The following is a 24,458-nucleotide window of genomic DNA, read 5'->3' as shown; positions in this document are numbered from 1 at the left end:
TTGGGTTGAGACAGATGAATAAAGAGATTCTGCTTGTCGTTGATGTCGTGTCCAACGAAAAGGATATTGAAAAAGAGATCATTTTCGAGGCGATCGAGTATGCACTCGCGTCTGCGACCCGGAAAAAACACGGGGGCGATATCGGTGTGCGCGTTCAGGTCGATCGTGTGACCGGCGACTACACCAGTTTCCGCCGCTGGGAAGTGATTGAAGAGGTGGAAGAGGGCGAAGAGCTCAATCCGGAGAAGGAGATCCTGCTGGCCGATGCGCGCAAGACGAATCCGGATCTCCAGGTGGGTGATTTCATTGAAGAGCCCATGGAGTCGATCGCCTTCGGTCGAATCGCTGCCCAGACTGCCAAACAGGTGATTGTGCAGAAGGTACGGGAAGCGGAACGGGCCAAGGTGGTTGAGGCCTATCAGGAGCGCATCGGTGAGTTGGTGACCGGTATAGTGAAACGGGTGGATCGCGGTAACGTGACGCTGGATCTTGGCGGCAATGCCGAGGCGATCGTGCTGCGCGACCAGATGATTCCACGCGAACCGGTACGCACCGGCGACCGGGTTCGTGGTTACCTCTACGATGTGCGTTCCGAACAGCGGGGCCCGCAGCTGTTTGTCAGCCGCAGTTGTCCTGAGCTGCTGATCGAATTGTTTAAGCTGGAGGTGCCGGAGGTTGGCGAAGGGCTCATCGAGATTAAGGGCGCCGCCCGGGATCCGGGGTTGCGCGCCAAGATTGCGGTCAAGACCAATGACCAGCGCATCGACCCGGTCGGCGCCTGTGTCGGCATGCGCGGCTCGCGTGTGCAGGCTATCTCCAATGAATTGAATGGCGAGCGGGTGGATATTATCTTATGGAATGATAATCCTGCCCAGTTTGTCATCAACGCCATGTCGCCGGCCGATGTCGCCTCTATCGTTGTAGATGAGGATTCCGGCAGCATGACCGTCGCGGTCAGTGAAGAAAACCTCTCCCAGGCTATTGGGCGTGGTGGCCAGAATGTGCGGCTGGCCAGTGAGCTGACCGGTTGGGAATTGAATGTCATGAACGAAGCCGATGCTGAAGCTCAGAGTGAGGCTGAAATACGTGAGTTCGTGGAAAACTTCATGCGGCAACTGGATGTTGACGAAGAAGTGGCGATGATTCTGGTACAGGAAGGGTTTACCACGCTGGACGAGGTGGCTTATGTGCCGATCAGCGAAATGTTGGAGATTGAAGAGTTCGACAAGGAGATTGTCGATGCCCTGAGAGAGCGGGCAAAGGAGATTCTGCTGACCCAGGCGATTGCCAAAGAGGAAGCGATGGGTGAGGGACCGGCGGAAGACCTGCTTGGCATGGAGGGGATGGATTCAGATCTGGCTTATGAGATGGCAAGCCGTGGGATTATTACCATGGAAGATCTGGCTGAACAGTCGGTTGACGAATTGATGGTTATTGATGGTATGGACGAGGAGAAGGCGGCACAGCTGATCATGGCTGCACGCGCCCCCTGGTTTGCAGATGAGCAGCAGAGCTAAGGTTGCCGGAGGTACTATCCTATGAGTGATGTAACGGTAAGGCAGCTCGCAAAAGATGTCGGAATTGCAGAAGAGCGCCTGCTTACCCAGCTAAAAGATGCGGGTGTAATGAAAAAAAGCGCTGAAGATCTGATCAGTGTTTCGGAAAAGGCGAAGCTGTTAGGGCATCTGCGGGAGAGTCATGGCAAGAAGGACGATGACGCAACTGCCGGCGGCCCTCGGAAAATCACCCTGAAGCGCAAAACGGTCAGCGAGCTGCAACAGCCGGCAACCGGCGGTCGTGGTCCCGGCAGCCGGGGCGCTACCCGGACGGCGGGAAAGACCGTCAGTGTCGAAGTTCGGCGCAAGCGCACCTACGTGAAGCGCGGTAGCGCCAGTGAGGATGAGAAGACGCTGCAGGACGCCGAGGCGGCACGCAAAGCGTTGGATGAACAAGCGACCAAGCGGCAGCAGATAGCGGCCGAAGACCAGGCTCGGCGTGATGCCGAGGAGGCGTTGAGACGCTCGGAACTGGACAAGGTCAAAGAAGAAGAGAACAAGCGCCTGGAAGAAGAGGCGCGTTTGCGCGAAGAGGAAGAGAAGCAGCGCCAAGCCAAACTGGAAGCGGCGCGCTTGTTGGAAGAGCAAGAGCGCCAGACGCGCGAAGCGACCGAAGGTCGTGAGAGCAAGCCCAAAGAAGAGGCGAAGGTTGCCACGCCTATAGAACCTGAAGTGATTCCGGTGCCACCGACAGAAGAGCGTCCGGCCAAGCGGAGTGGACACAAAAAAGAGACGCGTGCCCATGTCGGTCGTGGTCGTGACGATGATGACAGCGACAGCCGCAAAAAGCTGCACGTATCGGCCGAGAAGCGGGGACGGCGTAAAGGGAAGGCTGGCCGCGCCAAGACCGGATCGGCACAATCGGATTCCCAGCACGGCTTTGTAAAGCCGACTGCGCCGGTAGTGCGGGAAGTGGTGGTACCGGAGAGTATTACCGCTGCTGAATTGGCGTCCCAGATGTCTATCAAGGCCGCTGCCGTCATCAAGGAATTGATGAAGATGGGCATGATGGTCACCATCAACCAGCCATTGGACCACGATACGGCAACCCTGGTGGTTGAGGAAATGGGTCATGTGGCGGTCACCAAAAAGGATGACAGTATCGAGGCCCAGGTGATGAGTTCACTGGACGAAGTCCAGGGTGAACTGGTGCATCGGGCACCGGTTGTCACCATCATGGGGCACGTCGATCACGGAAAAACCTCGCTGCTGGATTATATCCGAAGCAGCCGCGTGGCGGCAGGAGAGGCTGGTGGTATTACCCAGCATATCGGTGCTTATCACGTAGAGACCGATCGCGGCATGATTTCGTTTCTGGATACCCCGGGGCACGCGGCGTTTTCTGCCATGCGTGCGCGTGGTGCTAAAGTGACGGATATCGTCGTGCTAGTTGTGGCGGCCGATGATGGCGCCAAACCGCAGACTATCGAAGCGATACAACACTCCAAGGCGGCCGGTGTGCCGATGATTATCGCTATCAACAAGATGGATAAACCGGAGGCCAACCCGGACCGGGTGAAGCAGGAACTCTCCCAGCATGAGGTGATTCCGGAGGATTGGGGTGGTGATACCCAATTCATTGAGGTCTCTGCCAAGACCGGTGACGGAGTTGATAGTCTGCTGGATGCCATTCTGCTGCAGGCAGAGGTTCTGGAGTTGACCGCTGTGCAGGATGGTCCGGCACGCGGTATCGTGGTCGAGTCCAGCCTGGACAAGGGGCGCGGATCGGTTGCGACGATTCTGGTTCAGTCGGGTAACCTGAAGAAGGGCGATATGCTGGTGTGTGGCCAGGAGTTTGGTCGTGTGCGGGCGTTGCTGGATGAAAATCGGCAGCCCATCGAATCGGCTGGCCCCTCCATTCCTGTCGAAGTGCTCGGCCTCTCCGGCGTTCCCAACGCGGGCGACGAGGTGATCGCCGTAGCGGATGAACGTAAGGCGCGTGAGCTGGCTTCCGTGCGTCAAGAGACCAATCGTGATAACCGGCTGGCCGCACAGAAAGCCGCCAAGCTGGATGAATTCTTCTCCAAGATGACCGAAGGTGATGTCGGGGTGATCAATCTGATCATCAAGGCCGATGTTCAAGGTAGTGTCGAGGCGTTGCGTGAATCGCTGCTGAAACTCTCTACCGATGAAGTAAAGGTCAAGGTGGTCGCCTCCGCTGTGGGTGGCATCAATGAGACGGACATCAACCTGGCGGCCACTTCGGATGCCTTTGTCATCGGCTTTAATGTGCGTGCCGATGCGGCAGCGCGGCGCGCAGCAGAAGACCGTGGCCTGGATATCCGTTACTACAGCATCATCTATGAGGTGATCGATGATGTGAAGAAAGCGTTGTCCGGTCTGTTGTCGCCCGAAGTGCGGGAAGAGATCGTCGGCCTGGCCGAGGTGCGCGATGTATTCCGTTCCTCCAAACTCGGTGCGATTGCCGGTTGTATGGTGGTGGAAGGTGTCGTCAAGCGTAACAACCCGATTCGCGTACTGCGTGAAAATGTGGTGATTTACGAGGGCGTACTGGAGTCACTGAGAAGGCTCAAGGATGACGTTTCCGAGGTGAAGGCGGGTACCGAGTGCGGTATCGGCGTGAAGAATTACAACGATGTCAAACCGGGTGATCAGATCGAGGTCTTTGAACGCACCGAAATTGCCCGTCAGCTGTGATTCTGAACGGACGGATTAATGGCTCGCGAATTTAAGAGAACCGACCGGGTAGCGGCGCAGATACAGCGTGAGCTGGCGGAGCTGGTGCGTGGCAGTTTTGATACCCGCAAAACCGGTATGATCACCATACAGGCGGTGCAGGTGGTACGGGATTTTTCCCATGCCAAAGTCTATTTCACCTTCCTGGGCGGTGAATTGGATGAACGGGGAGTGACCAGGGCGTTAAAACAGATGGCTCCCAAGCTGCGCCACGAACTGGGGCAGCGGATACGGATGCGTACCGTACCGGAGTTGCACTTCGTCCATGATGAATCGATCGAACGGGGTAGCCGCCTTACTTCATTGATCGAGCAGGCGGTCAAATCGGATCACCCGGATCAAGATGAGCGTGACGACTGATGGGACGCCGACGTCAGCGCGGGCGTAACGTCCAGGGGATCCTGTTGTTTGACAAACCGTTGGGGGAGAGCTCCAACAAGGCGTTGCAGAAGGTCAAGAATCTCTATTACGCCAGTAAGGCGGGACATACAGGTAGCCTCGACCCGCTAGCGACCGGGCTGCTGCCGATCTGTTTTGGTGGGGCCACCAAGGTATCAGCTTTCCTGTTGGATGCGGATAAGCGCTATTGGGTGCGTATCAAACTGGGCGAAACCACCAGCACCGGCGATTCCGAAGGGGAGCTACTGGCGACCCGGCCAACCGACGCGGTAACCGCCGAGGGGTTGTCGGCGGCATTACAGGGTTTCCTTGGCGAGATCGAACAGGTACCGCCTATGTATTCCGCCCTGAAGCATCAGGGTGAGCGGCTCTACAAGCTGGCACGGGACGGTGTCGAGGTGGAGCGGAAACCGCGCCGCGTGACCATCCATGAGATCCGACTTCTCGGCTGTGAGTGGCCGGAGTTCGAACTGGAAGTCCACTGCAGCAAGGGCACTTATATCCGTACCCTGGCCGAGGATATCGGTGAGGCGTTGGGTTGCGGCGCCCATGTGGTCTGTCTGCGACGCACCCAGGTGGGACCCTTTTCGGGTGAAAACATGCTGGATATGGAGGCGCTGCAGGCTGCGGCTGAGCAGGGTGGCCGGGATGCGCTGGATGCGTTGTTATTGCCGGTAGATGCGGCCCTGACAAGTTGGCCGGCGGTGCACCTGAACAGTGACAGCAGTTTTTATCTCCGCCAGGGACAAGCGGTGCTGGTGCCCAAGGCGCCCACAGAAGGGCGTGTACGCCTCTATGATGACCAAGAGAATTTTATCGGTGTTGGAGAAGTACTGGATGATGGGCGGGTAGCGCCAAAAAGGTTGATTTAGCAGGCAGATATAGTCTGTTAATGACTGAATAAAGCAGCGGCATTTGATTGCCACTCTAAAACCCATCATAATCCCCCGTTTACAGATCCCGCGTGGCTGGCCAGGCTGTTCGGTGATCGTTTAGCCCCCGCGCAAGCGGGTTTTAAGTCCGCCCCTGATCCCACTTGTCGGGCGCGGATTTCTTATTTAACTACAGTGAGGAAACGAAAATGGCATTTAATGCAGAACAGAAAAAGGCGATTGTTGAAGAATATGCGCAGGGTGCGAACGACACCGGTTCCCCTGAGGTTCAGGTAGCTCTGTTGACCGCTCGCATCAACCAGCTTACCGAGCATTTCGCTGCCCATAAACACGATCACCACTCCCGCCGTGGATTGGTGCGCATGGTGAACTCTCGCCGCAAGCTGCTGGACTATCTGAAGTCCAAAGATGTTGAACGTTATCGCTCATTGATTTCGCGTCTAGGCCTGCGTCGTTAATCTGAACCTGAACCAAATTTGAGGACACTATTGTGACCCCTATCAAGAAAGTATTTCAGTACGGCGAACACACCGTAAGCCTGGAGACCGGGGAAATCGCCCGCCAGGCAGACGGCGCAATCATGATCGATATGGACGGGACCGTCGTGCAGTGCACCGTGGTTGGTGCCAAGAGTGCCATTGAAGGACGCGATTTCTTCCCCCTGACGGTGGATTATCAGGAAAAGACCTACGCAGCGGGCAAAATCCCGGGCGGTTTCTTCCGTCGTGAAGGGCGTCCAAGTGAGAAAGAGATCCTCACCTGTCGTCTGATCGACCGTCCCATCCGTCCGCTGTTTCCCAAGGGCTTTACCAATGAAGTACAGATTATCTGTACGGTGATGTCCCTGAACCCGAAAGTCGATCCGGAAATTCCGTCGCTGATCGGTGTCTCTGCTGCGCTGGCTATTTCCGGTCTGCCTTTCCAGGGCCCGATCGCCGCGGCCCGTGTCGGCTACAAGGACGGCAACTACCTGCTCAATACCGCGCATACCGGTCTCAATGACGAGAGCGACCTGGATCTGGTCGTAGCCGGTACCGAACATGCGGTACTGATGGTGGAATCCGAGGCACGCGAGCTCTCCGAAGAGGTGATGTTGGGTGCGGTGCTGTTCGGTCACGAGCAGATGCAGGTCGCCATCAACGCCATCAAGGAGCTGGCAGCCGAGGTCGGCAAGCCGATTATGGAGTACAGCGTGCCGACGGAAGATGCCTCGCTGAGCGAAGCCGTGGCTGCGGCTGCAGGCGACGCCATCAAGCAGGCTTACTCCGTAGCGGACAAGATGGAGCGTTACGCTCAGCTGGACGCGGCTACCAGTGCGGCTGTCGAGGCCCTTTGCAGCGGCGAAGAGGCGAAGTGGAGCGAAGGCGAAGTCAAGGATGCGCTCGGTAAGTTGAAGAAAAAGGTTGTTCGGGGACGTATCCTCTCCGGAGAGCCGCGTATCGACGGTCGCGACACCAAGACCGTTCGTCCCATCTCGGTGCGCACCGGCGTGTTGCCGCGTACCCACGGTTCGGCGTTGTTCACCCGTGGCGAGACCCAGGCTATCGTGGTCACCACCCTCGGTACCGAGCGTGATTCGCAGATCATTGATGCGTTGGATGGCACCTACCGGGAGCCGTTCATGTTGCACTACAACTTCCCTCCTTTCAGCGTGGGTGAGACCGGTCGTGTCGGTTCACCCAAGCGTCGCGAGATCGGCCACGGCCGGTTGGCGAAGCGCGGTGTGCTCTCCTGCATGCCGACCCTGGAAGAGTTCCCCTATTCGATCCGGGTTGTTTCCGAGATCACCGAGTCCAACGGTTCCAGCTCCATGGCTTCTGTCTGTGGTACCAGTCTGGCGTTGATGGATGCCGGTGTGCCGATCAAGGCGCCGGTGGCCGGCGTAGCCATGGGCCTGATCAAGGAAGACGACGCCTTCGCCGTACTGACCGATATCCTGGGTGATGAAGATCACCTGGGCGATATGGACTTTAAGGTGGCGGGTACCTCCAACGGCATCAACGCGCTGCAGATGGATATCAAGATTGACGGTATCACCAAGCAGATCATGCAGATTGCCCTGGATCAGGCCAAAGATGGTCGTCTGACCATCCTGGCGGAGATGAACAAGGCAATCGAGACCCATCGTGAAGAGATGTCTGAGCATGCGCCACGCATCATCACCATCAAGATCGATCCGGACAAGATCCGCGACGTGATCGGCAAGGGCGGTACCACCATCCGTTCCATTACCGAAGAGACCGGTGCCACCGTCGATGTCAGCGATGACGGCGTGGTGAAGATCTTCTCGGTCGATAAGGCCGCGGGCGAAGATGCAAAAAAACGTATCGAGCTCATCACTGCCGATGTGGAAGTGGGTGCCATCTACGAAGGTAAGGTGGTCCGTCTGATGGACTTCGGTGCCTTTGTGACCATCTTGCCGGGCCGTGACGGTCTGGTGCACATCTCCCAGATCTGCGAAGAGCGGGTCGAAAAGGTAAGTGACAAGCTCTCCGAAGGCGATGTGGTCAAGGTGAAGGTATTGGAAGTGGATAAGCAGGGTCGTGTCCGTCTCAGCATGAAGGCTGTCGAAGAGGGCGAGTCCTGAGTGACTTGACGCTTCACTAAGCTGTATCCAGGGGGCTTCGGCCCCCTTTTTCGTGATCGCGGCGGGGACGCCGCTCCTACAGGTGGTATCGGCAGTGCATAACAACCCACATCGTCAAACCTCCTGCCGGCCGTACAGGGAGGCATAGAGCCCCCGATTGTTGATCAGCTCTTCATGGCTGCCTTGCTCGATGATCTTGCCGTCTTCGAACACCAGCGCCCGGTCTGCCTGTTTTACCGCGCTCAGGCGGTGGGCGATAATCAGCGTGGTGCGACCGCGCAGAAAACTCTGCAGCGCCTGATGGAGGTGCTGTTCGGTGGTGGTATCGAGCGCCGAGGTGGCTTCGTCCAGTATCACCAATTTCGGGTCGGTGAGTACCATGCGGGCGATGGCCAGCCGTTGTCGCTGGCCGCCGGAGAGACGCACGCCATCCCGCCCGACCAAGGTATCCAGGCCGTTATCCAAGTCCCGGATGGTCTCTTCCAACTGGGCGATGCGTAACGCCTGCCACAGCTTCTCGTCACTGCAGGGTTTGCCCAGGGTGAGGTTGATACGCACGGTGTCGTTGAATAGGGCCGGCTGCTGCAGCACGGTGGCGACGTGCTCCCGTACCTTGTCCATACCGATCTCGGTCACCGGGATGCCATTAAAATAGATGTTGCCGGATTCCGGCGGGTAGAGCCCGAGAATGATCTGCACCAGGGTTGTTTTTCCGCCGCCGCTGGCTCCCACTAGCGCCACCTTTTCCCCGGCCTGAATGGTGAGCGAGAGATTGTTCAGCACCAGCGGCCCATTACCATAGCGGAAGCAGATTCGCTCCAGTCGCAGGTCGGTGGTGATTTGATGTTGGAACGGATCCTGGTGGTGGGGGTACTTCGGTTCCAGATCCATGCGGATCAGCCGGTTGATCCGCTCCAGTGCCGCTTTGGCGGCATTGTAAGAGTACTGGATGGCCAGGATCTCCTGCAACGGTGCCATCATGTACCAGAGATAAGCGTATACGGCCAGCATCTGGCCGATGCTGAGGCCTGAAAACAGCACCATCACCATGCTCAGTGCGCGGAAAAAATCGAAGCCGAACAGGACGGTCGTGAAAGAGAGGCGCTGGGCGGCATCGCTTTTCCAGGTAAAGGCGGCCGAGTGTTGGCGTATCCGGTCCGCCTTGGCGACGATGCGTTGAATGTAGTGGCTTTCCCGATTGCTGGCTCGGATCTGCTGGATGGCATCCAGGGTCTCAGCCAGGCTCTCTTGGAATGCCTGATAGGCGCTATTTTCACGCCGTTTCAGCGTCTTGACCTTGTGGCCGAAAAGGGTGGTGATCCAGATGACGACGGGATTGATCAATAGAATCACGATAGCCAGTTGCCAGTGCATCCACAGCAGCACCACGGCGGTGCCGACGATGCTCAGCACCGCCACCAGAAACTTGCTGGTGGCGACGCCGAGAAAACTGTCTACGGCATCGATATCGGTGACCAGATGGGAGGCGACCGTACCGCTACCCAGGGTTTCATACTCGGCCATGGAGACCCGCTCGAGTCGCTTCAGCAGGCTGCGACGGATGCGAAAGGTGACGTCCTTGGAGATGATGGTGAACTGGCGCATCTGCCAGACGCCCAACACCAGGGAGGCGAGGCGCATCAGCATGGTCAACAGCAGGATAACGCCGATATAGAGCAGCGGCGAGTGCCAGGACTCGGGAAACAGGGAATTCATCAGCGGTACACTGGGCCCCGGTTTCTGCAACAGCACCTCATCCACGATAAAGGGGATCAACAGGGGAATGGGGACTGAGATGCAGGTGCCAAGAATGGCGATGATATTGGCCTTGACCAGCTCACTACGGTGATCCAGCACCATACCGACCACTTCGGACCAACTATAGTGTCTCGTGCGAACGCTTGTAACGGTATGTGGGTTATCTGTCATTTAACGGCGTGTTGGGGAACGACCGGCGTCATTCGGGGTCAGAAATTTCCATGTGCGCTTTTGCTTTGGCATTATTTCATGATTAACTGATACCCTGAAACGATTAGCCGCCGGCTGTAACCTTTCTGCCAGTGTGGTCACTGACCGGTATCGGTCCCGATGCTCCGGTTTCTGCCAGAGACGGATCGGCTACATTGCAGGGTTCCGCACCTAAATCATCGTACTGTCTTGAGTGTAGTCTCTGGCTGGTATGGCATCCAAGCATGACTGAAAACGAATAAGAGAATAATGAAAGTATTTGTCTCCCTGGTATATGGATTGTCATTGATTGGCGGTCTGCTCTTTTCCATTGATAGTTTGGCGGCTGTAGATCTGCAAGGCGATTATGTTCAAGGGGGATTGCTGGTCGGGAAAACAGAGCCGGGAGCGAGCGTCAAGCTGGATGACATCCAGGTACGGGTGTCCGATCAGGGGTACTTTGTGCTGGGGTTTGATCGTGATCATGCGGCCGAGAGCCGGTTGTATCTCACCTATCCTGACGGACGCCGTGAGGTACGGGTCCTGAAAATTGCCCAACGGAAATACAATATCCAACGTATCGATAAGTTGCCAAAACGTAAGGTGACCCCGGAAAAGATGGACCTCGAACGGATACGCAAAGAGTCGGCGCTGGTTAAGGCTGCCAGAAAACTGAACGATGCCCGCACCGATTATCTGAGCGGTTGGCAGTGGCCGGTGAAGGGGCGTATCTCCGGCGTCTACGGCAGCCAGCGGATCCTCAACGGAAAACCGCGGCGACCCCATTTCGGTGTGGATGTGGCCGCTCCGGTCGGTACCTTGGTGAAGGCACCGGCCGACGGCATTGTCACTCTGGTACATCCCGATATGTTCTTTTCCGGCGGCACGTTGATCCTGGATCACGGCCAGCAACTCTCCTCTTCATTTCTGCATCTGAGTGAAATCCTGGTCAAGGAGGGGGATCGGATCCACCAGGGTGATCCTATTGCCCGGGTCGGTGCCACAGGTCGGGTGACCGGCCCCCACCTGGACTGGCGCATGAACTTTCATCGGTATCAGATTGATCCGCAGTTGCTGGTGCCGCCGATGGAACAAAAAACGGCTCATTAACACTTTAATGATATAATTTCGCGATTCACGATTCTGTTGCAGGATTAACCATGAAAAAGTTGTTGTTGCCTCTGTTATTAGGACAATTGATGGGCATCTCCGTGGTGCAGGCGGAGAACCTGGTGGAGATCTATCAGCTGGCGCTGCAGAATGATCCGCAACTGCGTGCGGCGGCGGCTACCCGGGACTCCGCGCTGGAGTCGCGGCCCCAGGCGGAATCACGCCTGTTACCGAGCGTCAATCTCTCCAGCGGTGCCAACCTGATTCGCTCCGATGTCAATAACTCCTCTTCCGGGTCCAGTCTCAACAACTACGGGACGGCCAGTCTCTCGCTCAACCTCAGCCAATCCCTTTACCGGCAGGAGTACGGGATTCAGCTGGATCAAGCCGATAAGCAGATCGCGCAGGCGGAGGTGACGTATGCGGCAGAAGAGCAGGGATTGATCCTGCGGGTTGCCCAGGCCTATTTCAATGTACTGTCGGCCCAGGACAGTCTCGAGTTTGCCAAGGCGGAAAATGCCGCGATCGCCCGTCAGCTGGACCAGGCCAAGCAGCGTTTCGAGGTGGGGCTGATCGCCATTACTGATGTGCACGAGGCGCAGGCCGCCTTCGACCAGTCGCGCGCCGATCTGATCCAGGCCGAGAACACCCTGGACAACGCCTGGGAGGCGCAGCAGGAGATCATCATGCAAACGGTGGATCAATTGGCTCCGCTGGCTCCCGAACTGCCGCTGAATTCGCCGCAACCGGCGAACCCGGAACAGTGGGCGGATACGGCGCAAACCCAGAATCTGGCCCTGCAGGCGGCCGGCTATGGGGTTGATATTGCCCGCATGAATATCGACGTACAGGATGCAGGCGATTCACCGACGCTGGATCTGGTCGGTTCCCACGCCCTCAATCTGAGTAGCAGTGCCACCGGCACCGATGCCCAAACCACCACCATCGGACTGCAGTTGAACGTGCCGCTCTATACCGGTGGCGCGGTCAATTCGCGTACCCGCCAAGCACGCTTCGATTACGAGGCCGCGCAACAGAACCTGGACAAGCAGCGTCGTTCGGTCAATCGTACGGTACGCGATGCCTACCGGGGAGTGATATCCAGCATCAGCACGGTTGAGGCGCTGAAAGCAAGCACGATCTCGGCGCAAAGCGCCCTGGAGGCGACCATGGCCGGCTTTGAGGTCGGTACACGAACCATGGTGGATGTGTTGAATGCGCAGCGGGATCTGTTCCGTGCCCGCAGCAACTATTCAAAGGTGCGCTATGACTACATCCTTAACGGCCTGCAGTTGAAACAGGCCGCCGGTACCTTAACCGGCGAAGACTTGAAGCAAGTCAACAGCTGGCTGCAATAGCGCCGTTAGAGCAGCGCGGACTTCGTATCCGGAAATATTCGATCGATTAACAAGCAGCGACACTATGTCTGGAAATAGCTACGGAAAACTCTTCACTGTCACTTCGTTCGGCGAGAGCCATGGGCCGGCCATCGGCTGCATCGTTGACGGTTGCCCGCCGGGAATGTTGCTCAGCGAAGCGGATCTGCAAGCGGATCTGGATCGTCGCAAACCGGGTACTTCGCGCCACACCACCCAGCGACGTGAAGCGGACCAGGTGCAGATCCTCTCCGGTGTGTTCGAGGGCAAGACCACCGGCACGCCGATCGCCTTGATCATCCACAACACCGATCAGCGTTCCAAGGATTATTCTAAAATCATGGACCGGTTCCGTCCGGGCCATGCCGATTACACCTACACCCAAAAATATGGCTTGCGCGATTATCGAGGCGGTGGCCGTTCTTCGGCGCGGGAGACGGCGATGCGGGTCGCTGCCGGGGCGATTGCCAAAAAGTATCTGCAGCAGCAGTGCGGGATCACCATTCGCGCCTATCTTTCCCAACTCGGTCCGATCCGTATCGAAAAGCTGGACTGGGAACAGGTCGAGCAAAACCCCTTTTTCTGCCCGGATGCCGATAAGGTAGCCGAGATGGAGAACTACATGGATGCGCTGCGCAAGGAGGGCAACTCCGTCGGCGCGCGCATCAACGTGGTGGCCAGTGGTATCCCGGTGGGGTTGGGGGAGCCGATCTTCGACCGCTTGGATGCCGAGATTGCCCACGCCCTGATGAGCATCAACGCCGCCAAAGGCGTGGAAATCGGTGCCGGCTTCGATTGCGTGGCGCAGAAGGGTACCGAACACCGTGATGAGATGACGCCGGAAGGATTTCTCAGCAACCACGCCGGCGGCATTCTTGGGGGTATCTCCAGCGGCCAGGATATCTTGGCCAGTGTTGCGTTCAAACCCACCTCCAGTCTGCGTCTGCCGGGACGTAGTGTCAATCTGGCCGGTGAACCGGTCGAGGTTGTCACGGAAGGGCGTCATGACCCCTGTGTCGGCATCCGTGCCACGCCGATCGTCGAGGCGATGCTGGCACTGGTATTGATGGACCACCTGCTGCGTCATCGGGCGCAGAATATGGACGTACAGAGCGGGACGCCGGATATCCCCGCCTCTGTATAATCTCTGACCGGCGGCCCTGTGCGGTTGCCGGTCTGTTCACTGATCCCATAGTTTGACGCATATGCCCTATTGGCGCCTGTCGGGTTTCTATTTTTTCTATTTTGCCGCACTGGGTGTCCTGGTGCCGTACTGGGGGCTCTATCTGAAGAGCCTCGGTTTCAACGCCGTGGCGATCGGACAATTGATGGCGATCCCGATGGCCACCAAGTTTGTTGCCCCCTTTGTGTGGGGGTGGTTGGGTGATTACCTGGGTCGCCGCATGGCGATTGTGCGCCTCGGCGCGCTGCTCACCACGCTGATATTCGGCGCTGTCTTCTGGCTGCGGGGGTTCTGGGAACTGGGCCTCGCCATGCTGTTGTTCAGCTTTTTCTGGAATGCCGTCTTACCTCAGTTCGAGGCCGTGGTGCTCTGCTATCTGGGGCAGAAAGCCTCCCGCTATGCGCAGATCCGGGTGTGGGGATCGATCGGTTTTATCGTCACCGTGGTGGTGCTCGGCGTGGCGGTGGACCGCTACGGACCGATCGCGGTACTGCCGGTACTGCTGTCGATCTATGGGTTGTTGTGGGGTGCCAGTCTGCTGATTGCCGATCCCACGTCCCAACCGCATCCGGCCGGTCAACCCGGCATTTTGTCGGTATTGCGTAAGCCGGCGGTCATGGCGTTCCTGGCCGCCTGCTTTTTGTTACAGGCCGGACATGGGGCTTATTACGGCTTCTACTCCATCTACATGGTGGAACTCGGTTACAGCAAGACCCTGATCGGCCAACTCTGGGCGCTGGGGGTGGTTGCCGAAGTGTTGATCTTTCTCGTTATGCATCGCCTGTTGCTACGTTTGGGGGCGCGCAAGGTGCTGATGATCAGCTTGCTGTTGGCGGCGCTGCGCTGGTATCTGATTGGCAATTTCGCCGACTCGCTGGTCGTGCTGTTCTTCGCCCAGACCCTGCATGCGGCGACCTTCGGCACCTTTCATGCGGCGGCGATTCATCTGGTGCACCACTATTTTACCGGGCGTCATCAAGGACGTGGGCAGGCGCTATACAGCAGTCTCAGTTTTGGCTTTGGTGGCGCACTGGGAACGGTCAGTAGCGGCTTCCTTTGGGAGAGCGCCGGCCCCACCCTGGTGTTCAACCTGTCGGTGGCGGTATCACTCCTGGGGCTGGCTATCGTCTGGCGCTGGGTGGTGAATGACCTTAGCCAGAGTCGGCTCTGACAGCTCCCAAAGGAAGTGCTGTGGAGATTTGCTTGAGGTGTAGGTCAAGCGTTAAAGAAGCGGTTGATTGCCGCTGCCACCGGTTCGGGGTTTCCCATGTGCAGGTGATGGCCGCCGCGCAGTTTGACTATCTGTAACCGGTTGATCAAGGTTTCGCGCTCATCCCAGTTGTACTGGGCGGGAGCGTCCCGCTCGGCGGCGCGGATGAACAGGGTTGGGGCGTTGATGCAGGGTAGAAAGCCCTTCACCTGCTCTTCGGTGATATAGATCGGTGAACGGTATCGGAGGCGCGGATCGGTGCGCCAAAACAGCCCGTCGGCATCTTGACCGGTATTTCGTTTTACCAGCCGGTGTGCCGCCTGTTCGCCAAGATCACCGGCTTGTCGGCGTGCGGCAACGATCGTTTCCAGCGACGAATAGTGGCGCCGGCTTTCACGATGGGCAAGGATTTGTCGCGTGGCCTCGGCCAGATGGCTGGCACAGGCTTTGGGATCGTCACCCCAGGGGCCCAGCCCTTCAATCAGTACCAACCGCTCTATCCGCTCGGGAAAACTGGCGGCAATCAGTGAGGCGATACCGGCCCCCATGGAGTGCCCCAGCAACGAAAACCGCTCCCAGCCGACATGCTCGGCAGCGGCGATGACGTCCGTAACGAAATCGACGAAGTGATAGTGTTGTCCCGGTGGGCGGTGGTCCGACAGGCCGTGTCCCGGCAGATCCAGTGCCAGGATATCCAGGTCGGGCAACAGGGGCGCCAACGGTTCAAAACTGGCGGCGTTATCCAGCCAGCCGTGCAGCGCAATTACCCGTTGTCCGCCATCGGCTGGAAAGTGCAGCGCGGCCAGGTTGATCCAGCGGGTATCGAGTCTCACCGATTGGACTGTTCTCATAGCGTTAGCCCGGATATTTCACAAAGACGGATGGCCTTTGTAAATAAAGCATTAAAGATCGACTTGTTATGCCAATATTTTACGTTTTTACAATAGTACAGTTTGTCCTATTCGGTTTCAGAACGACTGCGCCGTTGCATTTTGCCCAATCCCCCTTAAACCATAGCTACGGCTATGCTTTTACGGGTGATCGAACAAACTGCTTAGGCTCTATCGCCCTGAATCCCGAATCCTTTGCGAATTATCCGGGCTAGCCCGGATATCTCTATAAAAAAAGGCAACCCCGTTGCCGGGGTTGCCCTGGTTCGCCCCATACCAAACGGTATTACTTGTTGGCGCGGTTTTCGATCAGATCATCGACCACTCCGGGATCGGCCAGGGTGGAGGTGTCACCCAGGGTGTCGATCTCGTTGCAGGCGACCTTGCGCAGGATGCGACGCATGATCTTGCCGGAACGGGTTTTCGGCAGGCCGGGTGCCCATTGGATCAGGTTGATCTTGGCAATTGGCCCGATCTCATCACGGACCAGTTTGACCAGTTCCGCCTTCAGCTCATCGGTCGGCTCGACGCCGGCCATCGGCGTGACGTAGGCGTAGATGCCCTGGCCGGTGATCTCGTGCGGATAGCCCACCACAGCGGCCTCGGCCACCTTTTCGTGTAGCACCAGTGCCGACTCGATCTCGGCGGTACCCAAGCGGTGACCGGAGACGTTCAGCACGTCGTCGATACGGCCGGTGATCCAGTAGTAGCCGTCCTTGTCGCGGCGTGCGCCGTCACCTGTGAAGTAGTTGCCCGGGTACTGGGTAAAGTAGGTATCCTTAAAGCGTTGATGATCGCCGTACACCGAGCGCATCATGCCGGGCCAGGGACGGGTGATGATCAATGCGCCTTCGCACTCGCCTTCCAGGGTTTCGCCGGTGGAGGCGTCGACGATGGCCGGCACCACGCCGAAGAACGGTTTGGAGGCGGAGCCCGGCTTCAGGTCGGTGGCGCCAGGCAGCGGGGTGATCAGGTGGCCACCGGTTTCGGTCTGCCACCAGGTGTCGACGATCGGGCAGCGCTCGCCGCCCACTACGCGGTAGTACCACTCCCAGGCTTCCGGGTTGATCGGTTCACCCACCGAACCCAGCAGACGTAGGGAGGAGAGGTCATGCTTTTTCACCGGCTCTTCGCCGACCCGCATCAGTGCGCGGATGGCGGTGGGGGCAGTGTAGAAAGTGTTGACCTTGTGTTTTTCGCACACGGCCCAGAAACGGCCGGCATCCGGGTAGGTGGGGATACCCTCGAACATCAGGCTGATGGCGCCGTTGGTCAACGGGCCGTAGACGATATAGGTGTGGCCGGTGACCCAGCCCACGTCGGCGGTACACCAGTAGATCTCACCCTCTTTGTAATCGAAGGTGTACTTGTGAGTCATGGCGGCGAACAGCAGGTAGCCGCCGGTGGTGTGCAGTACGCCCTTGGGTTTGCCGGTAGAACCGGAGGTGTAGAGGATGAACAGTGGATCTTCCGCATCCATCTGCTCCGGCTCACACTCGGCAGAGGCGTTGGCCATGGCGTCGTGATAGTAGATGTCACGACCTTCGGTCCAGGCAACGTTGCCGCCGGTGCGTTTGACTACCACGCAGGTGTGCACGTTGGGGCAATCTTCCAGGGCGATATCGGCGTTGGCCTTGAGCGGAACATTCTTGCCGCCACGCACGGATTCATCCGAGGTGATCAGGGTCTGGCAGTCGGAATCCAGGATGCGGCTGGAGAGGGCGTCTGGAGAGAAACCGCCGAATACGATGGAGTGTACGGCGCCGATACGGGTACAGGCCAGCATGGCGACGGACGCTTCCAGGATCATCGGCATGTAGATGCAGACCCGGTCGCCCTTCTTGACGCCGCGATCCTTCAATACGTTGGCAAATTTACATACTTCGGTATGCAGCTCGCGGTAGGTGATCTTTTTGTCCTCTTCAGGATTATCACTCTCCCAGATGAGGGCGGTTTGGTCGCCGCGGGTTTCCAGGTGGCGATCCAGGCAGTTGTAGGAGACATTCAGTTTGCCGCCCTGAAACCACTTGATGTTGGCTTCATTGAAATCCCAATCGCTGACCTTGTCCCACTTGCTGAACCAGGTGAGAAACTCTTCAGCGGCGTCGCCCCAGAAGCCATCCGGGTCGTCTACCGAGCGCTGATACATCTCTTGGTATTTGGCTGCATCAATGTGGGCTTGCGCAGCTGTCTCAGCACTAACCGGATAGATTTTCTCTTCGGACATGGTGTGTCTCCTTTTCTTTAATTACGTGGACCGAACGCTCGGTCGGTTTCTCTCATTTAGATTCGTTGTACTGCTGAACTGCTGAACTGCTTGTGGCGATTCGGTGAACCTGCCGACTATCGGAAAATATTAAAAATGTCCCAATTCGTATTGCCGGTGAATCAATTTGTCCACCGGGTTGTTGTATTCCGTCAATACCGAAGCGATACGTCTGAATACTTCGGCTGTGGTTATGGCATCTCCTCGTGCCGTATGCCTTCCCTGTACCTCCACCTTAGCGTAGTCGGCCACCTCTTCCAGCGTGTAGTGCCCGACCCGTCCGGTATGTACCAGGTAGAGCAACATGGTATCCAACCATGGATGCTTCAGGTGGCAAAGCAACTCCCGCTGCAGGATCTTGTTTAAAAACCGGATATCAAATCCTATATGGTGCCCGACCAGTACGCTCTCACCGATAAAATCGGCAATCTCCAACATCACCTCCTCGATTAAGGGGGCGTCTTTCACATCCTCATCCGTCAAGTGATGGATGCGGGTGGATTCGGCCGGGATTTTCCGCCCCGGAAAAACCAGGGTATTAAATTCACGGCCGGTCAGCTCAAGGCCCTGCATCTCAATCAGCGCGATAGAGCAGATCTCGTCACCGGCATAGGCCTGCAGGCCGGTGGTTTCCGTATCGATCACCACAAATCGGGTCTCCTCAAGCGGCTTGGTCACCAGCTGTTTTGGATTGATCGACAACAGGCGCTGATGCAGGGCCAGCATATCCGGATCGGATAGCAGGGCACCCTTGCTCAGGGTGCGCCGAAAACCAGCATGTATGCGCCCGAATAACTCGCCGAGTTGTTCACTTGCCATATTTTTTTGCATTGACCGTCCGACCTGACCCAGTATCCGCCTGGTTTTTTTATAGTGCCGGTCACTGGACCGGAGCGGACTGATGTCGCCAAATTTGGCTGCCGGGCAGTGTCTGCCACTCCTCTCTCAGAATATATCTGTTGCGTATTCGTCCTGCAGTTGCTCCTGAAACCGTTTAACCGCCCGCATCGCCATACGCAATGTACTGCGTGACTGTGGGGAGAGTCGTTCCGGGTTAATGAGTTTGTTCAGTTCCTTGCCCGCTTTTGCCTGTTCAATCTGGTGTGTTAGCAGCAGGTCGAGCAACTCTTCAAAGGCTTGTTGTACCGAATCCTTGAAGTCGGTAGAGAGTTTGCCGACGCGCATCAGGGCATTCAGGCGGTCGGTGGTGTTTTGCGCCGCAATGCCGTTTTGCAGCGAAAAGATACGCGCCGCATCGGCAATGATGCGTAGGCCGTTGCGCTTGATATCGATGTATTCTCCCTGCTTGTCTTTCATGGTAACCAATTGGTTAAAGAAGCCGATAGCGGGTTTTCCCTCGGCATCGTGGTCAGACATCATTTTCAACAGTCGCGGCTTCCCTTTCAGCTCAGACAGCGCATGACGGCGCAATTCTGTGGTCAGTGAGTCGTCGCCATAGAGGGTGTCGAAATCGAACACCACGTTGGACCAGCGTGCCGCTTTTTCGGTCGGTTGATCGGCGATGTGGCTGATCTGCTGCTTCCAGTTCGACAGGGTTTTGTTGTAAAGCGGATTGCGCGCCATGATGGCACCGGGGCAGAGTGGGTAACCGATGCGATCCAAATTCAGATTGAGCCGATTGCAGAAATGGTCAAACCACTCCTTGACGGCCTTGCTCTCGCTGATGGGCGAATCTTCAATGATGATGCCGTTGTCCTGGTCCGGATTGAGTAGCATCTCCAGCCGGCCGCCGGAGCCCATGATCAGGACACTGAAGCCGACCGGTGCTTTGCCCAGATCCTTGGTCTCCATCCAGCGCAGGGTCAGCTCCACCGCCCGGCGCTGGGCGATCAGGTGATACTCGCTGAGCAGCCGGACGGCGCTGCTGGGGCGGTGATTGGTCTCCTGGATATCGATCGCGGCATCGACCAGCTGCGGTGTCAGTTCCGCCAGCTCTTTAATACTGCCGGCTTCACGGAAGCGGTTGGTCAGCGTACTGGGACGTGAGATCAGGATACGCAGAATGTCGGTCTGCGAGACCATGCCGATCGGATATTGATCTTCGAGAACGATCAGGTATTTGGCGGTGTGCCGTTTCATGATCTCTTCCGCTTCCCACAAGGCGGTATCCGGGTCGATCACCCGGGGCGTATCTGGCGTAACCTTAAGCACCTGGTCATCGGGGGCCGCGCCATGGGTCATTACCGCTTCGGCGAGACCGGCGTAGGTGAGTACGCCGCGCAACTGGCCCTGTTCATCGGTGACGACCAGACTGCCGATTTTGCGCGATTTCATCATGCTGAAGGCTTCACGCAGGGTGGTCTCTGCGGTACAGGACGCCACCGGCGATCGCATTACCCGGGTGACCGGCTGGGCCAGCACGCCGGTGGAGATGGAGCGGTCCGGACTGCGCTCCCGAAGCTTGGTGGCGATGACCCGGTTGAGCACGTTGAACAGTTCCGGGCGCGCCTCCTCGAGTGCCTTGAAGCGCTCCTCCGGGATTGCCAGAATCTCCGACTGACTGGTGGCGATGGTTTTCGTGGTGTAGTCGTTTTTATCCAGGTAGTTGGCCAGGCCGATCAAGTCGCCGGGCAGTACTGTGTCCTGGCGGCCGTTGGGACGGTGCATGACCACGTTACCGTCCAACAGGATATAGATCTCTCGCTTATAGGGTTCGCCGGGACGGAACAGCGCCACGCCACCGGGCAGGACGCGACGGCTGGCGCAGGCCACCAGCTCTTGCAGGGCTGCCATTGGGACATCCCTGAAGGTGCGGGTCGCCGCCAGTATCTGCTCGGTTGTTACACTCTCTGTCTGCTGTTTCATCCGCATACTGATAATCATGATTTGTCGTCGGCGGTCATATTCGGCGTGTGCTTGCATTCACCGCCTGTGTCGACACTGTCCCGGCGGGAGAAAAACTGCTATTTTCTTCCGCCTGTTTACCCGTTCTCCTTATCGTTAATGAAGGCACGCTATTGATCGACTGGATCTTTCTGCTGGTTACCGGGATGATCGCGTATCACGCGCTCACGCATCGCAATGAAGCGGGTGATAACGATATCGGTCATCTGCTGTTCGGTTCCATTGCGCTGCTGTTCTTTGTCCGTGTCCTGTTTGTCGATATCCTGAGATTGATTTAATGATCAAAACGGCCACCTCAATCCAGTCGGTAGGCGCGCTGTCGATTGTCCAGTTCCGGGTTCCGCATCACCCGCTCCGCCTCCGGTTTTGCCAACTGCTCAGCGAGATAGCGGGCGCGGTCGGCAACGGTCGGCGGCCGTTGCGACTGGTTGCGCAGGAAACGGGTTAGCCATCCCGGTCCTTCCGCCAGTTCGGGTTCCAGTTCCAGCCCGGCCCGATAGTCGGCGAGCGCTCCGCGGTAGTCCCCCAACCGATCCTTGAGGATGCCGCGATTGGCCAGCGCGACACCCTGCGCGCGCCGGTTTGACTCACTGACGCCTGCCACCCGTTCACCCTCAATGGCCTTGTCATACAGGGTTAGCGCCTGTGCCAACTGCTGTACCGATTCGCTTCGCAACCGGTCTATTTCCTGTTGCCGGGCCGGATCCAGTTGGCTGGCTTGCTGTGCCCGCTGCATGCCCAGCCGCATCCATGCCTGGGCCTGTCCACGCAGCGCGCCGAGATTATCCGGGTCTTGCGCATAGACCCGATTGAAGCTGCTCAGCGCCTGCTGAAATTCACCATCTTCCAGGTAGCGATCGGCCGCCGCCAGCTCCCGGCTTGTTGCCGTCGACGCTATCGGTCTACCGTCGTAGAGCGTCCAACCGATCCAGGCGATCGTCAGGACCACGGCGACGCGCCGAAGTGTCCGATACCTTGATTCATCCATGGATGGCACCGGAAATCGACAGGTTGAAAAACCAGGAGAACAGCGTTACCAGTATGAGGCTGATAAAACGCGCCCGATTTTTTTGCCCCTGTAGCTCGCCGGCCGCTAACTCCCGGCCCAGCTTTCGCTGCAGCCGGCGTACGCTGGTCACCCAGATAATGTTGCTGACCGGAAGAAACAACATTATTGCCAGTAGCGCGACCCAGAGATAAAACATTGAATTCATTGTCTGATTCAGCTCTTGGTCCTGATCGGGTTTACCTACCCGACCCAGTCGGATGCTGTCATGCCGCCGCGTAAAGGCACGAAATTAATCACAATCCGTACCGCTCATCCATTGTTCAAAGGTGGTATAGCCGACTCCTGCCTCAGGCGTGGGAGTTTCTGTCCTGCCTGTCGGTCAGGCGTCTATTCCTCTCAGCCCGGCTTATCCAGATCCAACTGGATATCGCCGATATCTTCGTGCAGTGCCACCACCTCCTTGTGGGGGACAGTGGAGAGTTCCACGCGATATGCCAGGAACCACATCATGGCCACACCAAGTGCCCACCAGAGCAGTTGCCAGGCCCAGATAGAGGGCATGCCGAATGTCCAGCTGGCGGCATCGGTGGGATCGCCGAAAATCCAGTTACCGATTACCGCGCCAGGCCCGATACCGAAAAAGAACCAGGTCAGGGTGGCGATCCAGGCCACCGGGATCAAGCTGCGTTTCTCGGGAGAGAGCGAGGCATGGTCATGCAGGAAGTTGTGGAAGATCATCCGGTGTTCGCGCTCACTGCTGTTCTGGGTCAGGGCGGAAGCGATGATCGCCAGGCTGAAATTGAACAGCATCCCCCAGAAGGCGGAGTGCAGGGTCATGGGCCAGCGGCCCCAGGGCATGTATTCGGCCCCGATACTCTCGGTCAGGGTAACAGCGATCAGGCCGGCGATCAGGCCGATGCAGACACCCTGCCGGGTCAGGAAGGGCCACCAGCAGACGGCGATCAGCGCCGGCCACATCTGGAATCCATAAGCTACCGCCAACCCGCCCAGCAGCACCAGCGCGTCGGTGGAGGTGGAGGCGACCATCAGGGCGGCGATCACAATCAGCACGACGCCAAGCCGACCATACAGTTTCTGCTGGGCGTGGCTGGCGTTGGGAATGATGAAGCGCTTTAACAGATCGCGGGTCAACATACCGCCGGCGGTCGACATGTAGGCGGCTCCGGTCGATTGCATGGCGGCCAGGGCGCAGACAGAGAGCAGTCCCACCAACCAGGGGGCGGCTTCGGCCATCAGATAGACCAGCTGCGGGACCAGCATGTCGCCTTTGCCCTCCGACTGCATCAGATCGACGCCACCCAGGCCGGCGCTCATGACGTTGTTGACCAGGTCGGGAAATTTACTCATGAACTCGGTATCGGCGCCAAGAAAATGGGCGCCGATACCCTGGATGGCGGTGAAGAACATCAGGATGAAACCGATAACCAGTGAGGAGGCCCACACTTGCTGAGGTGCGAAGGGTTCCGGACTTTTGTTGCCAAAAGCCCACATGGAGAAGGCCGGGGCCGATTGGATGCCCATCAGGCCGAACATGTAGGTGAGCACCATTACCCCGGTCCAGGCGCCGCCGACCGGTGCGCTGTCGGTGCCCAGTCCGGCGCCGAACTGGATGACGCCGGGGATGGCGATATAGGCGCTGTAGCCGTCCGGAGTGGTCTTGCCGAACATCGCCTTGCCGGTTGCCGGGTCGATCTGGGTCAGGGCGGCGATGCCTTGGTTGAGCTGTTCGAACCCGCCCACTTGGTGCATCGCGATGATGCCGATCACGGCGATACCGCCCCCGAGCAGGATGGCCTGGGCGGAATCCACATAGGCGACGGCACGCAGTCCACCTGAAGCGACATAGATGATGACCACAATGGAGAGCAACCACATGCCGACATTGGTGCTCAGCATGTCATCGGTCAGTACATTGAACAGGAAGCCGGAGGCACGCAGTTGGATGCCGAGGTATGGCACGGAGAAGATCAATGCCACCAGTACCACCAGGACACGGATCATGTCGGAGCGGAAATAGTAGGCCAGCATTTCGCCCGGTGTGATAAAGCCGAAGCGCTTGCCCAGCATCCATTGGCGTTTTAAAAACAGGACACCGGTAAACGGGATGGTGATGGCGTAGAAGGAGGCGTAGGCGTACTGGAAACCGTCCCGGTAAATGAGGCCAGGGTGACCCATGAAGGTCCAGCCGGAAAAGGAGGTGGCGGTGGCAGCAAGAATGAAGACCCAGAGCGAGATTTGCCGACCGGCAACGAAATAATCACTGGCGGTTTTTGCCGACAGTGCGCCCTTGATACCCCAGAAGATGCAGTAAGACCAGTAAAGCGCAACGAATACAAACAACCAGACAACCTTTGCGTCCATTGGTCGTATTCCCCCTCAGTAGTGATGATCAAATGGTTTTTTTATTTCTGTTTTCTGAAACTGTCATATCTTGGACAAATTGTCGATA

At 57.7% G+C, this 24,458-nt stretch carries 19 protein-coding genes; 11 read left to right on the top strand and 8 right to left on the bottom strand.

The window, feature by feature from the left end:
- Positions 1-14 precede the first annotated feature (14 nt).
- The 6 genes from nusA (at position 15) to pnp (ending at position 8,132) form a co-directional block, all read left to right on the top strand.
- Positions 15-1,517, top strand: coding sequence for a transcription termination factor NusA (gene nusA / locus ACQY5R_RS01875; RefSeq protein ID WP_428603811.1), 1,503 nt, complete (start codon positions 15-17; stop codon positions 1,515-1,517).
- A gap of 21 nt (positions 1,518-1,538) precedes the next feature.
- On the top strand, positions 1,539-4,214 hold the full coding sequence (gene infB, locus ACQY5R_RS01870; protein WP_428603809.1) for a translation initiation factor IF-2: 2,676 nt from the start codon (positions 1,539-1,541) through the stop codon (positions 4,212-4,214).
- A gap of 18 nt (positions 4,215-4,232) precedes the next feature.
- The gene (rbfA, locus tag ACQY5R_RS01865; protein WP_428603807.1) at positions 4,233-4,613 is read left to right on the top strand and encodes a 30S ribosome-binding factor RbfA; all 381 of its coding nucleotides are present in this window, start codon (positions 4,233-4,235) and stop codon (positions 4,611-4,613) included.
- Complete coding sequence (gene truB, locus ACQY5R_RS01860) at positions 4,613-5,524, top strand: tRNA pseudouridine(55) synthase TruB (protein WP_428603805.1); 912 nt, start codon at positions 4,613-4,615, stop codon at positions 5,522-5,524. Before rbfA ends, truB begins: the two co-directional genes overlap by 1 nt.
- Before the next feature lie 209 nt (positions 5,525-5,733).
- Positions 5,734-6,003 carry a 30S ribosomal protein S15 gene (rpsO, locus tag ACQY5R_RS01855; RefSeq protein WP_029135016.1) on the top strand — a complete coding sequence of 90 codons (270 nt, stop codon included), beginning with the start codon at positions 5,734-5,736 and terminating at the stop codon, positions 6,001-6,003.
- Positions 6,004-6,035: 32 nt separating this feature from the next.
- Complete coding sequence (gene pnp, locus ACQY5R_RS01850) at positions 6,036-8,132, top strand: polyribonucleotide nucleotidyltransferase (protein ID WP_428603802.1); 2,097 nt, start codon at positions 6,036-6,038, stop codon at positions 8,130-8,132.
- A gap of 114 nt (positions 8,133-8,246) precedes the next feature.
- On the opposite strand, the gene ACQY5R_RS01845 is transcribed toward pnp, so the two are convergent.
- The gene (locus tag ACQY5R_RS01845) at positions 8,247-9,992 is read right to left on the bottom strand and encodes an ABC transporter ATP-binding protein (RefSeq protein WP_428603799.1); all 1,746 of its coding nucleotides are present in this window, start codon (positions 9,990-9,992) and stop codon (positions 8,247-8,249) included.
- A gap of 357 nt (positions 9,993-10,349) precedes the next feature.
- Here ACQY5R_RS01845 and ACQY5R_RS01840 point away from each other — a divergent pair, with 357 nt between their 5' ends.
- From ACQY5R_RS01840 to ACQY5R_RS01825, 4 genes are all read left to right on the top strand, one after another.
- Positions 10,350-11,189, top strand: coding sequence for a M23 family metallopeptidase (locus ACQY5R_RS01840; protein WP_428603797.1), 840 nt, complete (start codon positions 10,350-10,352; stop codon positions 11,187-11,189).
- A gap of 50 nt (positions 11,190-11,239) precedes the next feature.
- Positions 11,240-12,547 carry a TolC family outer membrane protein gene (locus tag ACQY5R_RS01835; RefSeq protein WP_428603795.1) on the top strand — a complete coding sequence of 436 codons (1,308 nt, stop codon included), beginning with the start codon at positions 11,240-11,242 and terminating at the stop codon, positions 12,545-12,547.
- A 64-nt stretch (positions 12,548-12,611) separates the two neighbouring features.
- On the top strand, positions 12,612-13,709 hold the full coding sequence (aroC, locus tag ACQY5R_RS01830; protein ID WP_428603793.1) for a chorismate synthase: 1,098 nt from the start codon (positions 12,612-12,614) through the stop codon (positions 13,707-13,709).
- Between the two features lie 61 nt (positions 13,710-13,770).
- The gene (locus tag ACQY5R_RS01825) at positions 13,771-14,919 is read left to right on the top strand and encodes an MFS transporter (RefSeq protein ID WP_428603791.1); all 1,149 of its coding nucleotides are present in this window, start codon (positions 13,771-13,773) and stop codon (positions 14,917-14,919) included.
- A 44-nt stretch (positions 14,920-14,963) separates the two neighbouring features.
- Here the strand turns inward: ACQY5R_RS01825 and ACQY5R_RS01820 are convergent, their stop codons facing one another.
- The 4 genes from ACQY5R_RS01820 to ACQY5R_RS01805 form a co-directional block, all read right to left on the bottom strand.
- Positions 14,964-15,809, bottom strand: a complete 846-nt coding sequence (locus ACQY5R_RS01820) for an alpha/beta fold hydrolase (protein WP_428603789.1) — start codon at positions 15,807-15,809, stop codon at positions 14,964-14,966.
- Positions 15,810-16,134: 325 nt separating this feature from the next.
- Positions 16,135-18,075: an acetate--CoA ligase gene (gene acs / locus ACQY5R_RS01815; protein WP_428603787.1), complete on the bottom strand. Its 1,941-nt coding sequence runs from the start codon at positions 18,073-18,075 to the stop codon at positions 16,135-16,137.
- A 129-nt stretch (positions 18,076-18,204) separates the two neighbouring features.
- Positions 18,205-18,933, bottom strand: a complete 729-nt coding sequence (locus ACQY5R_RS01810; protein ID WP_428603785.1) for a 3'-5' exonuclease — start codon at positions 18,931-18,933, stop codon at positions 18,205-18,207.
- A 126-nt stretch (positions 18,934-19,059) separates the two neighbouring features.
- Entirely contained in the window at positions 19,060-20,940 is a 1,881-nt protein-coding gene (locus tag ACQY5R_RS01805) for a putative nucleotidyltransferase substrate binding domain-containing protein (protein WP_428603783.1), read from the bottom strand.
- A 47-nt stretch (positions 20,941-20,987) separates the two neighbouring features.
- Here ACQY5R_RS01805 and ACQY5R_RS01800 point away from each other — a divergent pair, with 47 nt between their 5' ends.
- Entirely contained in the window at positions 20,988-21,257 is a 270-nt protein-coding gene (locus tag ACQY5R_RS01800) for a hypothetical protein (protein WP_428603781.1), read from the top strand.
- A gap of 17 nt (positions 21,258-21,274) precedes the next feature.
- Here ACQY5R_RS01800 and ACQY5R_RS01795 read toward each other — a convergent pair whose 3' ends face one another.
- The 3 genes from ACQY5R_RS01795 to ACQY5R_RS01785 form a co-directional block, all read right to left on the bottom strand.
- Positions 21,275-21,967: a tetratricopeptide repeat protein gene (locus tag ACQY5R_RS01795; RefSeq protein WP_428603779.1), complete on the bottom strand. Its 693-nt coding sequence runs from the start codon at positions 21,965-21,967 to the stop codon at positions 21,275-21,277.
- Positions 21,960-22,193 (bottom strand): hypothetical protein, encoded by a 234-nt coding sequence (locus tag ACQY5R_RS01790; protein WP_428603777.1) that lies wholly within the window; start codon positions 22,191-22,193, stop codon positions 21,960-21,962. The genes ACQY5R_RS01795 and ACQY5R_RS01790 overlap by 8 nt, the downstream gene beginning before the upstream one ends.
- Before the next feature lie 191 nt (positions 22,194-22,384).
- A complete protein-coding gene (locus ACQY5R_RS01785; protein ID WP_428603775.1) occupies positions 22,385-24,370 on the bottom strand; it encodes a sodium:solute symporter family protein in 1,986 nt (661 codons plus the stop codon).
- Positions 24,371-24,458: the final 88 nt, after the last annotated feature.

It is taken from the genome of Sedimenticola sp. (genome assembly GCF_050289425.1).
Taxonomy (GTDB): Bacteria; Pseudomonadota; Gammaproteobacteria; order Chromatiales; family Chromatiaceae; genus Sedimenticola.
This window is presented reverse-complemented; position numbering and strand designations above follow the sequence as displayed.

What these genes read in the sequence shown, in the direction of transcription:
- ACQY5R_RS01795 (WP_428603779.1), bottom strand. Translation starts at nt 21,967, where the DNA reads ATGGATGAATCAAGGTATCGGACACTTCGGCGCGTCGCCGTGGTCCTG.
- nusA (WP_428603811.1), top strand. Translation starts at nt 15, where the DNA reads ATGAATAAAGAGATTCTGCTTGTCGTTGATGTCGTGTCCAACGAAAAG.
- rbfA (WP_428603807.1), top strand. Translation starts at nt 4,233, where the DNA reads ATGGCTCGCGAATTTAAGAGAACCGACCGGGTAGCGGCGCAGATACAG.
- ACQY5R_RS01825 (WP_428603791.1), top strand. Translation starts at nt 13,771, where the DNA reads ATGCCCTATTGGCGCCTGTCGGGTTTCTATTTTTTCTATTTTGCCGCA.
- rpsO (WP_029135016.1), top strand. Translation starts at nt 5,734, where the DNA reads ATGGCATTTAATGCAGAACAGAAAAAGGCGATTGTTGAAGAATATGCG.
- truB (WP_428603805.1), top strand. Translation starts at nt 4,613, where the DNA reads ATGGGACGCCGACGTCAGCGCGGGCGTAACGTCCAGGGGATCCTGTTG.
- ACQY5R_RS01820 (WP_428603789.1), bottom strand. Translation starts at nt 15,809, where the DNA reads ATGAGAACAGTCCAATCGGTGAGACTCGATACCCGCTGGATCAACCTG.
- ACQY5R_RS01805 (WP_428603783.1), bottom strand. Translation starts at nt 20,940, where the DNA reads ATGAAACAGCAGACAGAGAGTGTAACAACCGAGCAGATACTGGCGGCG.
- acs (WP_428603787.1), bottom strand. Translation starts at nt 18,075, where the DNA reads ATGTCCGAAGAGAAAATCTATCCGGTTAGTGCTGAGACAGCTGCGCAA.
- ACQY5R_RS01835 (WP_428603795.1), top strand. Translation starts at nt 11,240, where the DNA reads ATGAAAAAGTTGTTGTTGCCTCTGTTATTAGGACAATTGATGGGCATC.
- infB (WP_428603809.1), top strand. Translation starts at nt 1,539, where the DNA reads ATGAGTGATGTAACGGTAAGGCAGCTCGCAAAAGATGTCGGAATTGCA.
- ACQY5R_RS01840 (WP_428603797.1), top strand. Translation starts at nt 10,350, where the DNA reads ATGAAAGTATTTGTCTCCCTGGTATATGGATTGTCATTGATTGGCGGT.
- ACQY5R_RS01785 (WP_428603775.1), bottom strand. Translation starts at nt 24,370, where the DNA reads ATGGACGCAAAGGTTGTCTGGTTGTTTGTATTCGTTGCGCTTTACTGG.
- ACQY5R_RS01810 (WP_428603785.1), bottom strand. Translation starts at nt 18,933, where the DNA reads ATGGCAAGTGAACAACTCGGCGAGTTATTCGGGCGCATACATGCTGGT.
- ACQY5R_RS01845 (WP_428603799.1), bottom strand. Translation starts at nt 9,992, where the DNA reads ATGGTGCTGGATCACCGTAGTGAGCTGGTCAAGGCCAATATCATCGCC.
- aroC (WP_428603793.1), top strand. Translation starts at nt 12,612, where the DNA reads ATGTCTGGAAATAGCTACGGAAAACTCTTCACTGTCACTTCGTTCGGC.
- ACQY5R_RS01790 (WP_428603777.1), bottom strand. Translation starts at nt 22,193, where the DNA reads ATGAATTCAATGTTTTATCTCTGGGTCGCGCTACTGGCAATAATGTTG.